At 75.0% G+C, this 16,406-nt stretch carries 2 protein-coding genes; both read right to left on the reverse strand.

Translation table 11 applies throughout. The annotated features are described in order from the left end of the window. Positions 1 to 43: 43 nt before the first annotated feature. Positions 44 to 253, reverse strand: a complete 210-nt coding sequence (locus tag ACFXAZ_RS28310) for an MbtH family protein (RefSeq protein ID WP_384596949.1) — start codon at positions 251 to 253, stop codon at positions 44 to 46. A 100-nt stretch (positions 254 to 353) separates the two neighbouring features. Next, positions 354 to 16,406 (reverse strand): amino acid adenylation domain-containing protein (locus ACFXAZ_RS28315; protein ID WP_384596951.1); only part of this gene is annotated, 16,053 nt, incomplete at its 5' end.

The following is a 16,406-nucleotide window of genomic DNA, read 5'->3' on the forward strand; positions in this document are numbered from 1 at the left end:
TAAGAGACAGACCCTCCCCCCTTCGTCGTGCTTCGTCGTACCGTCAGCCGTCCATGGACTCCGCGAGGCTGCGCGGGCGCATGTCGGTCCAGTGGGTCTCCACGTACTCCACGCAGGACGGCCGGGACTCCGGCCCGTGGACCGTGCGCCAGCCGTCCGGCACCGCCACGAAGTCGGGCCACAGGCTGTGCTGGTTCTCGTCGTTGACCAGCACCAGGTAGGTGCCGTCGGGGTCCTCGAACGGGTTGCTCATCTCGATTCCTCTCCTTGTCGAAAACCTGGGGTGCCGCGGGTCCGGCGACCCGGGGTGCCGTGGCACCGGCCGGCCCGGTTCCACGGCACCCGATGTCATGTCACGGCCGAGAACGGCTCGCCCGCTCGACCAGCCCTTCCAGCGCGCGGAACCAGGTCTCGGCCAGGTCCCGCACGGTGTCCGCGGACAGCAGTCCCTCCGCGTACGACCAGTGCGCGGCCAGCACCGGACCGTCCGCCCGGTCCTCGGTCACCACGTTGATCTCCAGCGCGTGCCCCGCCCGCATCGCGCCCTCGGCGCCGATGTCCGCCGCGTCCTCCTCGGGCGCGTACGACCAGTCGGTGTCCTCGGGGATACCGAACCGGCCCAGATAGTTGAACTCGATCCGGGGCGGCTCGTGGCCCGCCAGCACCTCCCGGGTACCCGGGTCGAGGTGCCGCAGCAGGCCGAATCCGACGCCGTTCGCGGGCAGCGCCGCCAACTGCGCGCGCACCCGGCGCACGGCCTCCTCCGCCGCCGGGCCCCCGGCGAACGCGTCGGCCGCGGCGGCCGGGTCCAGTGGACCGGGGTCGAGCCGGACCGGGTAGACGCTGGTGAACCAGCCGACCGTACGGGACAGGTCGACGCTGTCGCCGCCGAGTTCCTCCTCGCGGCCGTGGCCCTCCAGGTCGACCAGCACGGAGGTGTCGGAGCCGCCGTGGCGGCGCCGCCAGTCCGCGAAGGCCAGGCCGAGGCCCGCGAGCAGGACGTCGTTGACGTCGGCGCCGAACGCGGCGGGCACGGAGGACAGCAGTGGCCCGGTCCGCTCGGCCGGCAGGCGCAGGGCGATCTCCCGGACGGCCGAGACGGTGTCCCGGTCGGGGTCGGGCGCGCGCAGCAGCGGGAACGGCTCGGTGCCGCCGTCCAGGACGGCCTGCCACACCGGGAGTTCCGCCTCGCGCGCCGGGTCTTGGGCCAGCTCCGTGAGCAGCCGGGACCAGGTGGCGAACGAGGTCTCCACGGGCGCGAGCCGTACCGGCCGCCCGGCGGACACGTCCTGCCAGGCCGCCACCAGATCCGGCAGCAGCACCCGCCACGACACGCCGTCGACGACCAGGTGGTGGGCCAGCAGCAGCAGTCGGCCGGGAGCCTCGCCCGCGTCGCACCACACCGCCCGGACCATCACCCCGGCGTCCGGGTCCAGCGATGCCCGCGCCGCGTGCGCCCGTTCCCGGACCACCGCCTCCAGCGCCCGCGCGTCCAGGCCGGTGACGTCCACCCGCTCGATCCAGCCGGCCGCGTCGACCGCCCCGGCGGGCGGCACGTGCAGCGACCAGTCCTCGGCGGATTCCCGCGAGGGCCGGACCAGGGTGGCCCGCAGCAGATCGTGCCGGTCGGCCAGCGCCTGGAGCACCGCCGTCAGACCGGGCAGATCCAGCGCGGCCGGGGTGCGCACCAGAGCCGACTGGTGGTACGAGGCGACGGGGCCGCCCAGTTCCCGCAGCCAGTGCATGACCGGGGTGAACGCGATCGTGCCCGTGCCGTCGTCCTGCGGGCGCGGCGCCGAGGCGTCCGTGTGCTCGGCGACCGCCGCGAGCGCCGCCACCGTGCGGTGCCGGAACACCAGCCGCGGGGTGATCCGCAGGCCCGCCGCGCGGGCCCGGCCCACCAGTTGCATCGCGACGATGCTGTCCCCGCCGAGGACGAAGAAGTCGTCGTCCACGCCGATCCGCTCCAGCCCCAGCACCTGGGTGAAGACCGCGGCGAGCGCCTTCTCCATGGGCGTCTCGGGCGCCCGCCCCACGGAGAGGGCGGTGAAGTCGGGCGCGGGCAGCGCGGCCCGGTCCAGCTTGCCGTTGGCGAGCTGCGGGAACCGGTCCAGGACCAGCACCGCCGCCGGGACCATGTGGTCCGGCAGCCGCCCGCCGACATGGGCGCGCAGTCCCGCCGGGTCCGGTGCCGTGCCGGGCGCCGGGACGACGTACGCCACCAGCTGCTTGCGCGGACCGTCCTCGCGGACCGTCACCAGAGCCTGGGCGACCGATGGATGAGCGGTCAGCGCGGACTCGATCTCGGCGGGCTCGATGCGGAAACCACGGATCTTGACCTGGTCGTCGGCCCGGCCCAGGTAGTCGATCCGGCCGTCGGCGCTCCAGCGGGCCAGGTCCCCGGTGCGGTACAGCCGCGAGCCGGACGGGCCGAAGGGGTCGGCCACGAACCGTTCGGCGGTCTGGCCGGGTGCGCCCAGATAGCCGCGGGCCAGCCCACCGCCCGCCAGATACAGCTCGCCGGTCACGCCGGGCGGCACCGGTTGCAGCAGGCCGTCCAGGACGTATGCCCGGGTTCCGGCCACCGGGCGGCCCACCAGCGGGCGTTCGCTGTCGCGGACCCGGGCCACCAAGGCGTCCACGGTGGACTCGGTCGGGCCGTAGAGGTTGAACGCCTCGGTGGCGCGCAGCCCGGCGAGCCGCTGCCAGAGCGCGAGCGGGACGGCCTCGCCGCCCACGCCGACCACCGCGAGCGGGCAGTCGTCGCCCGCCAGCAGGCCGCCGTCCGCCAGCTGTGTGAACAGCGACGGGGTGACCTCCAGGAAGTCGAAGCGGTGCTCGCGCACGGCCGCCGCGAGGAGTTCGGCGTCGCGCCGCACCTCCTCGGACACGATGTGCACACAGTGTCCGTCCAGCAGCCACAGCTGCGGCTGCCAGGAGGCGTCGAAGAAGAACGACCAGGCGTGCCCGGCCCGCAGATGCCGCCGCCCGGTCGCCTCGATCGCCGGGGCGTAGAGGGTCTCGCGGTGGCTGTGGAAGAGATTGCCGAGCGTCTCATGGGTGATCACCACACCCTTGGGGCGTCCTGTGGAGCCCGAGGTGTAGATGACATACGCCGGATGGCGGGGCGTCAGCGGGCCCGTCCGGTCGGCGTCCGTGAGGGCGTCCGCGTCCTGGGCGGCGATCTCGGCGGCCGTGTCCGGGGAGTCCAGCACCAGCAGGGGCGCACCCGACGGCAGCCCGGGGGCGAGCGCGCAGGTCGTCAGCGTCAGCACCGGACCCGCGTCGGCCAGCACCTCCGCCGTGCGCTCCCCGGGCGCGTCCGGGTCGAGCGGCAGATAACCGGCGCCCGCCTTGTGCACCGCGAGCACGGCCACCAGGAAGCGCGCGGTACGCGGCAGCGCCAGCGCCACGAACCGCTCCGGGCCCGCCCCGTGCCCGACCAGCACCCGGGCCAGCCGGTTGGCCTCCGCGTCCAGTTCCGCGAAGCTCAGCTCCAGGCCGTCCGAGGCGACCGCGGGCAGCTCCGGATGGCGGCGCACCCGCTCCTCGAACAGCGCGGGCACGGTCGTCGGCGCGGCGAGCGCGGGCCGGGCGTACCGGCCGCCGGTCAGCTCCCGCCGCTCCTCGGCGCCGAGGATGTCGATCCGCCCCAGCGACACGTCCGGGTCGGCGGTCACCGCCCGCAGAATCCGGCGCAGCCGGTCCGCGAACGACCGGGCCGTTGCGTGGTCGAACAGATCGGCGCTGTACTCCAGCACCCCGTCCACCCCGGCGCCGTCGGCGCGCGCCACGAAGTCGAAGGACAGATCGAACTTGGCCGTCGTGTGGCCCACGTCGTCCCGCACCGACCGCAGCCCGGGCAGCAGCTCCGCCTCGCCCTCCCCGGCCGCCAGATACACCACCATCACCTGGAACAGCGGATGCCGGGCCAGCGAGCGCGCCGGGTTGAGGACCTCCACCAGTCGTTCGAACGGCACGTCCTGATGGTCGAACGCCGCCAGATCGGCTTCCCGCACCCGGGCCAGCAGCTCCCGGAAGGCCGGATCGCCGGAGACGTCCGTGCGCAGGACGAGCGTGTTGAGGAAGAACCCGACCAGGTCCTCAAGGGCCGCGTCGCTGCGGCCGGAGATCGGGCTGCCGAGCGGGATGTCGTCCCCGGCGCCCAGCCGGTGCAGCAGCGCCGCCACCGCGCTCTGGAGCACCATGAAGACCGTCACGCCGTGGTCGCGCGCCAGCCGCTCCAGACCCGCCGCGAGATCCGCGTCCAGCGACAGGTCCGCCGCGCCGCCCCGGTAGCTCGCCTCCAGCGGGCGCGGCCGGTCCAGCGGCAGCGTCAGCTCCTCGGGCAGCCCCGCCAGCGCCCCCCGCCAGTACGCGACCTGCCGCGCCGCCAGGCTCCCGGGGTCCGACTCGTCGCCCAGCACCTCCCGCTGCCACAGCGTGTAGTCGGCGTACTGGACCGGCAGCGGCTCCCACTCGGGCGCCCGCCCGGCCGTCCGGGCCGCGTAGGCCAGCGCCAGATCCCGGTGCAGCGGCCCCTCCGACCACTCGTCCCCGGCGATGTGGTGCAGCAGGATCAGCAGCGTCCAGTCCTGCTCACCGGTGCGGAACACATGCACCCGCAGCGGGGGTTCACGATCCAGCGCGAACCCGTACGCCCCGGCCTCGGCCAGCCGCTCCGCGAGCCGCTCCCCGGCCACGTCCGCCACCTCGAAGGGGACGCTCACCTCGGGCAGCACCAGCTGACGGGCCCGGCCGTCCTCGTCCGGGAACACCGTCCGCAGCGTCTCGTGCCGGGCGGCCAGATCCTGCACCGCCGCCCGCAGCGCCCCGACGTCCAACGCGCCGGTCAGCCGGAACGCGGAGGGGATGTTGTACGTCGCACTGGGCCCCTCCAGCTGATAGAGCACCCAGAGCCGCTGCTGGGCGGAGGACAGCGGCAGCAGCTCGGGCCGCACCCGGACCGAGGGCGCCGGACGGCTGCCGGACCCGCCCTCGGTGAGACGTTCCGCCAGCCCGGCCACCGTCGGCGCGTCGAAGACCGTCCGCAGCGACACCTCCGTGCCGAAGGCCCGCCGGACGCCCGCGACCAGCCGCACCGCGAGCAGCGAATGACCGCCGAGCGCGAAGAAGTCGTCGTCCACACCGACGCGCTCCACGCCGAGGGTCTCCTCGAACAGGGCGGACAGGATGTCCTCGCGCGGGGTGCGCGGCCCGTTCGCCGCCGACCCGGTGAACGCGGGGGCGGGCAGGGCACGGCGGTCCAGCTTGCCGTTGGGGGTGAGCGGCAGCCCCGCCAGGGTGACGAAGGCCGCCGGGACCAGGTGCTCGGGCAGCACGGCGGCGGTGTGGCGGCGCAGCTCCACCGGATCGGGCTCCTGCCCGGCGGCGGGGACGACATACGCCACCAGCCGCTCCTCGCGCGCGACGACCACGGCGTGGGCGACGCCCTCGTGCCGGGCGAGGACGGCCGCGGTCTCGCCGGGCTCGATCCGCACCCCGCGGATCTTGACCTGGTCGTCGGTGCGGCCGAGGAAGTCGAGCGTGCCCCCGGCGGTCCAGCGGGCCAGGTCGCCGGTGCGGTACATCCGGGTCCCGGGCGGGCCGTACGGGTCGGCGACGAACCGCTCGGCCGTCAGCCCGGGCCGGTCCAGATAGCCCCTCGCGAGCTGGACGCCCGCCAGATACAGCTCCCCGGCGACCCCGGGCGGCACCGGCCGCAGCGCCGCGTCCAGCACCAGCACCCGCGTGTTCCACACCGGGCGGCCGATCACCACCCGCCCGGCCCCGCGCTCCACCTCGATCGCCGTGACGTCCACGGACGCCTCCGTCGGCCCGTACAGGTTGTGCAGTTCGGCGGGCAGCACCTCGTGGAACCGCCGGGCCACCGCCACCGGCAGGGCCTCACCGCTGCACATCACCCGGCGCAGCCCGGTGCACCGCGCGGCGGCCTCCTCCGCCAGGAACGCCTGGAGCATCGACGGCACGAAGTGCGCGGTCGTGACGCCCTGTTCCCGGATCAGCGCGGCCAGATACGCCGGGTCCCGATGGCCGTCGGGCCGGGCGACGACCAGCGCCGCCCCGGTGATCAGCGGCCAGAAGAACTCCCACACCGACACATCGAACCCGGCCGGTGTCTTCTGGAGCACCCGGTCCTCAGGCGTGAGCCCATAGGTGTCCTGCATCCACAGCAGCCGGTTGACGATGCCCTCCTGCGGCACGACCACCCCCTTCGGGCGCCCCGTCGAGCCGGACGTGTACAGCACATAGGCGGGCTGCGCGGGATCGTACGAGGACGGCAGCGCGCCCTCCGGTCCCTCGGGCAGCGCCCCGCTCACCACGCACACCGGACGGGCCTCCGCCAGCATCAGGTCCCGGCGCTCGTCCGGCTGGCCGGGATCGAGCGGCAGATAGGCGCCGCCCGCCCGGTGCACCGCCAGCAGCGCCACCACCAGGTCCACCGAACGCGGCAGCGCCACCGCCACCGTCCGCCCGGCCCGCACCCCGGCCCCGGCGAGCACCCGCGCGGTCCGCTCCACCCGCGCGTCCAGCTCCGCGTACGTCAGCCGCTGAGCGCCGGACACCAGCGCCACGGCGTCGGGCGTGCGGGCCGCCTGCGCCGCGAACAGCTCCGGCAGGGTCATGTCCGGGACGGCACGCGCGGTGTCGTTCCAGCGCACCAGGACCGCGTCCCGCTCCTTTGCGTCCAGGACCTCCAGCTCCCGTACCGGACGGTCCGGTTCGGCGGCCACCCGCGCCAGCAGCCGCGCCAGCCGGCCGGCCGTGCGCTGGGCCGTCGAGGCGTCGTAGAGGTCGGCCGCGTACTCCAGGAGCAGCGTGAGCCGGCCCGCCTCGTCGACGAAGGTGAAGTGCAGATCGAACTTGGCCGCCCCGGTGTCCATGTCGAACCACTCGGTGTCCAGCCCCAGCACATCCGGGTCGCCGTCGGGCCGCCAGTGGTAGCCCAGCATGACCTGGAACAGCGGGTTGCGGCCCGCCACCCGGGGCGGATTGACCGCCTCCACCACCTGGTCGAAGGGCAGGTCCTGCCGCTCGAACGCCTCCAGCGCCGCTTCCCGCACCCGGCCCAGCAGCCCCCGGAACGAGGGCGCCCCGGACAGATCGGTGCGCAGCACCAGCGTGTTGACGAAGAAGCCGACCAGCTCGTCCAGGGCGTCGTCCGTACGGCCCGCGATGGGCGAGCCGAGCGGGATGTCGTCCCCGGCGCCCAGCCGGTGCAACAGCGCCGCCGTGGCCGCCTGGAACACCATGAACATGCTGGTGCCGGTGGCCGAGGACAGCTCACGCAGCGCCGCCGCGACCTCCGCGTCCAGCTCCAGCCGGACCTTCCCGCCGCGCCCGGTGGGCCGCTCGGGACGGGCCCGGTCGGCGGGCAGCGCCAGCTCCTCCGGCAGGTCCCGCAGGACGCCGGTCCAGTGGGCCAGCTGCTCCGCGCCGACCTGGCCGAGCAGCGTCTCCTGCCACAGCGTGTAGTCGGCGTACTGCACGGGCAGCGCTGCCCACCCGGGCGTCCGGCCCGCGCGACGGGCCGCGTAGGCGGTGGTGAGGTCGGCGAGGAACGGCCGGTCCGACCACTCGTCGGTGGCGATGTGATGCAGCACCAGCGCCACCACCTGGTCCCGCGCGTCCAGCCGGAACACCTCGGCCCGCACCGGAAGTTCGGCGCCCAGATCGAACGGCCGCCGCTGCGCCGCCTCGATCAGCCCGGCCAGCTCCGCCTCCGCGCAGTCCACGACCCGGAACTCCGGCGCGACCTCGCCCGGCCCCGCGATCCACTGGTACGGCTCGCCGTCCTCCTCCGGGAAACGCGTCCGCAACGCCTCGTGACGGTCGGCGACATCCATGAGCGCCGCCCGCAGCGCGTCGACGTCGAGACGCCCGCGCAACCGCACCACCAGCGGGAAGTTGTACGCGACCCCGCCGCTGTCGATCCGCTCCACCAGCCACAGCCGCCGCTGCGCCGCCGACAGCGGGACACGGGCGGGCCGCTCGGCCGCCACCAGCGCCGGACGCGCGGGACGGCCACTCTCCGCGCGCACCGCCAGCGCCTCCGGCGTCGGTGCCTCGAACAGATCACGGATCGCCAGCTCGGCGCCCAGCTCGGTGCGGGCCCGGCTGATCAGCCGGGTCGCGAGCAGCGAATGACCGCCCAGGTCGAAGAAGTTGTCCTCCGCGCCCGTACGCGGCAGCCCCAGCACCTCCGCGAAGAGCCGGCACAGCACCTCCTCGACCGGCGTGCGCGGCCCGCGCCCCGCCGACAGCGCCACCGCCGGTTCGGCGTCCGGCAGCGCGCGGGCGTCGAGCTTGCCGTTGTCGTTCATCGGCAGCCCCGGCAGCACCACGAACGCCGCCGGGACCATATAGCCGGGCAGCCGCCGCCCCAGGTCCTCCCGCAGCCGCCGGACGAGCGCGCTGTCCCCGCGCGAGGCCGTCGGGGTGTTCGCGTACGGCTCCTCACCGCGCCCGGGCCGGGCCCGGTGCAGACCGGACGTAAGGCCGGGCCGGTCCGCCGGGACGAACACCGCGTCGAAGAACCCGGGCTCGTCCGACCAGGTGGTCAGCGCCCGGTATCCGTGCTCGGCCGCCAGCCGCCGTACGTCGTCCGGCTCCACGCCCGCCTCCGGGACCGGGCCGGAGTCCAGCGCCCGCAGCTCGGCGAGGTCGGCGGCCGTGCGCGCGTCCGGGATGCGGCACACCCGCAGCGGGCCGGTGCCGTCCAGATGGCCGGACAGCTCGGCGCCCCAGGGCAGTTCGGGGGCGTCGGCGACCGCCACGGCGTCCGCCGGGTCGGCGTACAGCACGACGTCGTACCGGTAGCGGGTCAGCTCGTTGTGATGCCGCCCGGCCTTGGTGCGCAGTTCGACGCCCACCCCGAGGGTGGCGAACCAGTCGGGGTCGACCAGGAGTTCCTTCTCCAGGGCCAGGCCACGCTCCACCGCCCGGCGCAGCGCCTCCCGGTCGGTGCCGGCGCCCGCGCGGGCGCGCTGGATGCCGGTCTGGAAGACCCGGGCCTGCCGCAGATCGCGCACGTCCCCGAGGAACAGGGCGCCGCCCGGCGCGAGCAGGCCCAGCGCACCCCGGATCACCTGGCGCAGATGGTCCAGGCTGGGGAAGTACTGGATGACCGAGTTGATGACGACGGTGTCGAAGTACCCGGCCGGCAGTCCGTCCGTCACCTCGGCGCCCTGGCAGCGCAGTTCCACCTTGGCCGCCAGCTCCGCGTCCGCCTGGATCTCCGCGCTCAGCTTGGCGATCACCGGGGCGGCGAAGTCGGTCGCCCAGTACGCCTCGGCCTCCGGGGCCAGCCGGGACAGCAGCAGACCCGAACCGACGCCGATCTCCAGCACCCGGCGGGGCCGCAGCTCGCCGATCCGCTCGATGGTGGCCTCGCGCCACTCCCGCATGTGCTCCACCGGGATCGGCGCACCGTCGTAGGAGCTGTCCCAGCCCGCGAAGTCCTCCGTGAACAGGGCGGTGCCGATCTCGCTGTACTCGGCGGAGTAGATGTCCCGCCACTCCCCGATCTGGTCCCGCTCGGCTGCCCGGCGGGCCTCGGCGTCCGGCTCGGCGGGCACGACATATCCGACGAGCCGCTGGGTGCCGGGCGCCGCCGTGTCGTCGCGGGCGAGCACGGCCGCCTGGGACACCTCCGGGTGCTGCGCCAGGACCGTCTCGATCTCGCCCAGCTCCACCCGGTACCCACGGATCTTCACCTGGTCGTCGGTGCGGCCCAGGAAGTCCAGATTGCCGTCCGGCCGCCGCCGTACCAGGTCGCCCGTGCGGTACATCCGCTCACCGGGCAGCCCGTACGGATCGGCCACGAACCGCTCGCCGGTCAGCCCCGGCCGCTCCAGATAGCCGCGCGCCAGACCGACACCCGCGATGTACAGCTCACCCGCCACCCCGTCCGGCACCGGCCGCAGCCAGGTGTCCAGGATGCGCGCCCGGGTGGCCCGGATGGGCCGTCCGACCGTCGGCGTGGCACTGTCGTCGGTGCCGCCGCCGAGGGTGTTGATCGTGTACTCGGTCGGCCCGTACAGGTTGTAGCCGTACGTCCCCTCGGTGTCCCGCAGGGTGTTCCACACCGTCTCGGTGACCGCCTCGCCGCCCAGCAGCACCAGCGGCGGCCGGTGCCCCTCCAGCAGGCCCTCCTCGATGAGGAGATGGGCGTACGTCGGGGTCACGTTCACCACGTCGACGCGGTGCTCCTCGCAGTACGCCACCAGCGCGGTCGCGTCCCGCCGCAGTTCCTCGTCACAGATGTGCACCTCGTGGCCCTCGACCAGCCACAACAGCTCCTCCCACGACATGTCGAACGCGAACGACACGGTGTGCGCGATCCGCAGCCGCCGCCCGCCCGCCGCCGCGATCGCCGGGGCGAAGATCTCCTTCTGATGGTTCAGCTGCATGTTCGTCAGCCCGGCGTACGGCGTCACCACACCCTTGGGACGGCCCGTGGAACCGGACGTGTAGATCACGTACGCCGGGTGGTCCAGGCTGAACGACACCTCCACGGCCGCCTCGGACAGCCCCGCCAGCTCCGCGACCGTCCCCGCGTCGTCCAGCAGCACCCTCGGCGTGTCCCCGGTCAGCGTGCGCGACACGGCCGCCGTCGACAGCAGGAGCAGCGGACGGGCGTCGGCCAGCATGGACGACAGCCGCTCGGCCGGATGGTCCAGCTCCAGCGGCAGATACGCGGCCCCGGTGCGCAGCACCGCGAACAGCGCCACCACCATGTCGATCGACCGGGGCAGCCCCAGCGCCACCACCCGCTCCGGCCCGGCCCCTCGCGCGATCAGCAGCCGCGCCATCCGGTTGCAGGCCGCGTCGAGTTCGGCGTACGTCACCGTCCGCGCCCCGAACACCAGCGCGGTCGCGTCGGGCGTACGGGCCGCCTGGGCCGCCAGCAGATCGGCCACCGTCTCGTGCGGCACCGGCTGCCGCTGCCCGGCGTCCTCGCGGGCCAGCGCGGCGGCCTCGGCGGGCAGCAGCGCGTCCAGCGACCCCACGGCCGCCGACGGATCGGCGACCAGCCGCCCGACCAGCAGCACGAACCGGTCCAGGAGCGCCCGGGCGTACGGCCCGTCCAGCAGGTCCGGCCGGTAGGCGAGGGTCACCCGGACCCGCTCGCCCGGCGTGATCACCAGGTTCGCCGGGTAGTGCGTGGCGTCCACATTGGCCACGGCCGTGGCCCCGTGCCGCTCCCGCAGCTCCGCGAGCCGCTCGTCGCTGTCGGCGTTGCGCAGCACGAACAGCGTGTCGAACAGCCGCCGGTGCCCGGTCTCCGCCTGGAGCACCCCGAGCCCCAGATGCTCGTACGGCATCACCGCGAGCCGCTCGCCCTGCACCCGCCGCAGCAGGTCCAGCACGGGCTCGCGCGGGTCGAAGGCGATCCGGGCGGGGACGGTGTTGAGGAACATGCCGATCACGTTCTCGACATCCGGCACCTCGCTCGGCCGGCCCGCGACGGTCGTGCCGAACGCGATGTCGGTCCGGCCCGTCACCCCCGCCAGCACCAGCCCCCAGGCCGCGTTGAGCACGGTGTTGAGGGTCAGCCCGTGCCGCCGCGCGGTCTCCCGCAGCCGCCCGGCCACCGCCGCGTCGAGCACCGCGTCCAGCTGGACCGGGATCACCGGTTCCAGCCCCCGGTCCTGCACCGCGGGAACCAGCAGCGTCGGTTCCTCGAAACCGGCCAGCGCCGCACCCCACGCCCGGGTCGCCGACCCGTCGTCCTGCCGCTCCAGCCAGCTCAGATAGTCCCGGTACGCACCGGGCTGCGCGAGCCCCGCCGGGTCACCGCCGCTCTCGTACAGCGCGAAGAGCTGGTCCAGGAACAGCCAGGCCGACCAGCCGTCCCACAGGATCAGATGACGGCCGATCACCAGCCGGTCGCCGCGCCCGGCACCGAGCCGCACCAGCAGCATCCGGAACAGCAGGGGACGGGACAGGTCGAAGCGGCGGGAGCGCTCCTCGTCCAGCAGTTCCCGCAGCCGCCGGTCCTGCTCGTCGGGGGCGAGGCCCGACAGATCCGCCTCGGTCAGCGGGATCTCGGCGCCGTCCCCGGCCACGATGAACTGCACCGGCTGGCGCAGCCCCTCGCTGGTGAACCCGGCCCGCAGGCTCGGATGACGCGCCAGCAGGGTGCGGGTGGCCGCCAGCAGCCGCCCGGTGTCCACCGGTTCGGCGAAGTCGAACGACTCGTGGACCGTGTAGACGTCGAGCGCCCCGTCGTCGTACGTGGAGTGGAAGAACAGCCCCTCCTGGAGGGGCGCGAGCGGCCACACGTCCTCGATCCGGCCGGGCGCCAGCCGCTCGACGCGCCCGCGCTCCTCGTCGCTGAGCGCGAACTCCGAGACGGGGGCGGCGCTCTCCTCGCTGACGGCGGCGGCCGTCGCGAGGGCGGCGGGCGTGCGGTGCTCGAAGACATCGCGCGGATCGACCGCGAGACCCGCCCGGCGGGCCCGGCTGGACACCGCGATGGAGCTGATGCTGTCGCCGCCGAGCAGGAAGAAGTCGTCGTCGGCCCCGATGTCCGGGAGCTTCAGCACGGCACCGAAGATCTCCGTCAGCACCTGCTCACGCGGGCTCCGCGGGGCCCGCGCGGCGGCCCGTACGGCCTGGGGAGCGGGCAGCGCGGCCCGGTCCAGCTTGCCGCTCGGGGTGAGCGGCAGCGCGTCGAGCACCACCCACGCGCCGGGCACCATGGGCGCGGGCAGCCGGTCCGTCAGCGCCTCGCGCAGCTCCGTCGCCTCGGCGGGCACGGCCAGCACCAGATACGCCACGAGCGTGTCGTCCCGCACGGTGACCGCCGCCTGCGCGACCTGGGGCAGCCCGGTCAGCGCGGCCTCGATCTCGCCCGGCTCGATCCGGTTGCCGCGCAGCTTGACCTGCCGGTCGGTGCGGCCCAGATACTCGATCACCCCGTCCGCCCGGCGCCGCACCAGGTCCCCGGTCCGGTACATCCGCCCGCCGCGCGGGCCGTACGGGTCGGCCGTGAACCGCTCGGCGGTCAGCGCCGCCCGCGCGTGATAGCCCCGCGCCAGCTGCACACCCGTCAGATACAGCTCACCGGGCACCCCGTCGGGCACCGGCCGCAGGCAGGAGTCGAGCACCCGCAGCCCGGTGTTCCACACCGGCCGCCCGATCGCCACCGACGTGCCCTGGTCCCCTTCCTCGGGGTCGTGGGGGTGGAAGGTGACATCGACGGCCGCCTCGGTCGGGCCGTACAGATTGTGCAGCGGTACGCCGGTCAGTTCCCGCCAGCGCCGCGCGGCGCCCGTGGGCAGCGCCTCGCCGCTGCTGAACACCCGGCGCAGCGACGCCGCCCAGGCCGGGTCGGCACGCACCTCGTCGTGGTGGAGGAACGCCTCCAGCATCGACGGCACGAAGTGCAGGGTGGTGATCCGCTCGCGCCGGACCAGTTCGGCGAGATACGCCGGGTCCCGGTGGCCGTCGGGCCGGGCGAGGACCACGGCGGCGCCCTCCAGGAGCGGCCAGAAGAACTCCCAGACGGAGACATCGAAACTGGACGGCGTCTTCTGGAGCACCCGGTCGTCCCCGCGCAGCCCGTACGCGCCCTGCATCCACGCCAGCCGGTTGCCGATCGCCCGGTGGGTGACGATCACGCCCTTGGGGCGGCCGGTGGAGCCGGAGGTGTAGATGAGGTAGGCGGGGTCGTCGGGGTGGGTGGCGCGGGTGGGGCGGAGGGGAATGGGCTGGGGTCCATGGTCCTCCCCGTCGAGCAGCAGGACGGCCGTGTCCGGTGACGTGGGCAGCCGGTGCGCGCTGTCGCCGAGCGCGATGACCGTGCGGGCCCCCGAGTCGGCGAGCATGTGGGCCACCCGGTCCGCCGGGTAGTCCAGGTCGAGCGGCAGATAGGCCGCCCCGGACCTGAGCACGCCCAGCAGGGCGACCATCAGCTCCGCCGAACGCGGCACGGCGACGCCGACGAACGCGCCGGGACCCGTGCCCCGGGCACGCAGCCGCTCCGCGAGTTGCCCGGCGCGGGCGTCGAGTTCGGCGTACGTGAGCCGCTGACCGGCGTGGACGACGGCGAGGGCGTCCGGCGTGCGGGCGACCTGGGCCGCGAACGCCTCGGCCAGGGTGGTCGCCGGGACCGGGCGGTCCTCGCCCGCCGGATGCGCGGTGAGCGCCTCGTCGGGGGTGAGCAGGTCGACCGAGGCGGCGGTGCGGGACGGGTCGGCGGCGATGGCCGCCAGGATCCGGGTCAGCCGGTCGGCCAGCGCGCGGGCGGCGCTGCCGTCGACGCGGTCCGTGTGGTGCTTGAGCCGCAGATCGAGGCGGCGGCCGGGCCTGACGACCAGGGCGAGGGGATAGTGCACGGTGTCGTGGAAGGTGTCGCCGGTGATCCGGATCCGGCCCGCCGGGTCCGTGAGGCCGGTCGCGGCGGGATAGTTCTCGAACACCACGAGGGTGTCGAAGAGTTCGCCCCGGCCCGCGTGGCCCGACAGCCGCTGGATCTCCGCCAGCCCCAGATGCTGGTGGTCCAGCAGCCGGGCCTGTTCCTCCTGGAGCCGGGTCAGCAGATCGGCGAGCGGGGTGGCGGGCGTCCAGCGGAAGCGGGTCGGCAGGGTGTTGATGAACAGGCCCACCATCGAGGCGATGCCGTCCACCTCGCTGTCCCGGCCGGACACCGTCGTACCGAACACCACGTCGTCACGGCCCGTCAGCCGCCCCAGCAGCAGCCCCCAGGCCGTCTGCACGACCGTGCCGAGAGTGACCCCGTGCGCGCGGGCCCGCTCGGCGAGCCGGGCGGTGATCTCCTCGTCCAGCTCCACCCTGACCTGCGCCGGACGGGCCGCGGTGCCGTCGGCCGGGGTGTCCACCAGCCGGGTCGGCTCGTCCAGCCCGGCCAGCGCGGTGCGCCACACGGCGTGCGCCGCGTCCTCGCCCCGCGTCTGCCGGGTGCTCAGGCGGCGCAGGAAGTCGCGGTACGGGGTGACCGGCGCCAGGGCGGGGGTGTCCGTGCCGTAGCAGGCCATCAGCTCGCGGTGCAGCACCGGCAGCGACCAGCCGTCGGCCACGATGTGATGGAAGGTCAGCACCAGCCGGCTGTGGCCCGCGTCCAGCCGGACCAGGGTGCAGCGCAGCAGCGGAGGCGCGCCCAGGTCGAAGCGCGCCGCGCGTTCCTCCGCCGCCACGGCGTCGCTCAGGGCGGGCCGCAGGGCGTCGTCCCGGGTGGACAGGTCGACCTCGCGCCAGGGGAGTTCGGCGCCCTCGGTGATGATCTGGACCGGCGTGCCGTCGGGGCGGGCGCGGAAGGCGGCGCGCAGGGGTGCGTGCCGGTCCAGCAGCCGCTGGGCCGCCTGGCGCAGGGCCGGGCCGTCGACCGGGCCCGCCAGCTCCAGGACCTGCTGGACGACATAGGCGTCGGCGCCGGTCAGGGCGTGGAAGTAGAAGCCCTGCTGGAGCGGGGTGAGCGGCAGCAGTTCGGCGACGGTGAGCGGCCGGGTGCCCTGGATCTCGGCGAGTTCGGCCGCGCCGAGCGCGATCAGGGGCTGGTCGGCGCCGGGCGCCCGCTCCTCCGTACGGTCCGTGGCGGCCCGGGCCAGGGCCTCGGCCGTGCGGTGCCGGAACACGTCCCGGGCGGTCAGTCGCAGGCCCGATTCGCGGGCCCGGATGAGGAGCTGGATGGCGCTGATGCTGTCGCCGCCGAGCGCGAGGAAGTCGTCCTCGGCGGTCACCGAGTCCAGCCGCAGCACCTCGGCGTACAGCGCGCACAGCAGCTTCTCGCGCGGGGTGCGCGGGGGGCGGCCGGAGCTGAGCGCCGCGTAGTCGGGCGCGGGCAGCGCGCGGGCGTCGATCTTGCCGCTGGGGGTGACGGGCAGCGCGTGCAGCGGCACGAACGCCGACGGCACCATGTGGTCCGGCAGCCACTCCGCCGCGTGCGCGCGCAGGGTCCGCATCAGGGCGGCCGGGTCCCGGAAGGGCGCGGGTCGGTTGGCGTGCGGGAAGACGCCGGAGGGCCGGTAGGCGCCGACCGGCGGGGCGTCCAGGGCGAGCAGGGCGTCGAAGGAGCCGTCGTCGGCGCCGCCGGTCCAGGTCAGCGCCGCGTGGTAGCCGTGCTCCTCGGCGAGGGCGTGCACGTCCTGAGGGTCGGCGCCGGGCGCGGCCTCGTGTCCGCTGCCCTCCAGCCGCCGCAGATCGGCGAGGTCGTCCGTGAGGCGGGCGTTGGGGATGCCGGTGAGGCGCAGGCGCCGGGGACGGGCGGCCAGCAGGCCGGCGAGACCGGGCAGTCCGCCGGTCGCGGACCAGTGGACCTCGCTCTCGTCCGGGGCGTCGGGCGGCGGGGGGGGGGGGGCGGGGCCCGCGGGGGAGGCCCCCCCCCCCGCCGGGGGGCGGCGGCCGACCGCGAGCCGGGG

Origin of the sequence: Streptomyces sp. NPDC059477 (assembly GCF_042749375.1) — a bacterium.
Classification (GTDB): Bacteria; Actinomycetota; Actinomycetes; order Streptomycetales; family Streptomycetaceae; genus Streptomyces.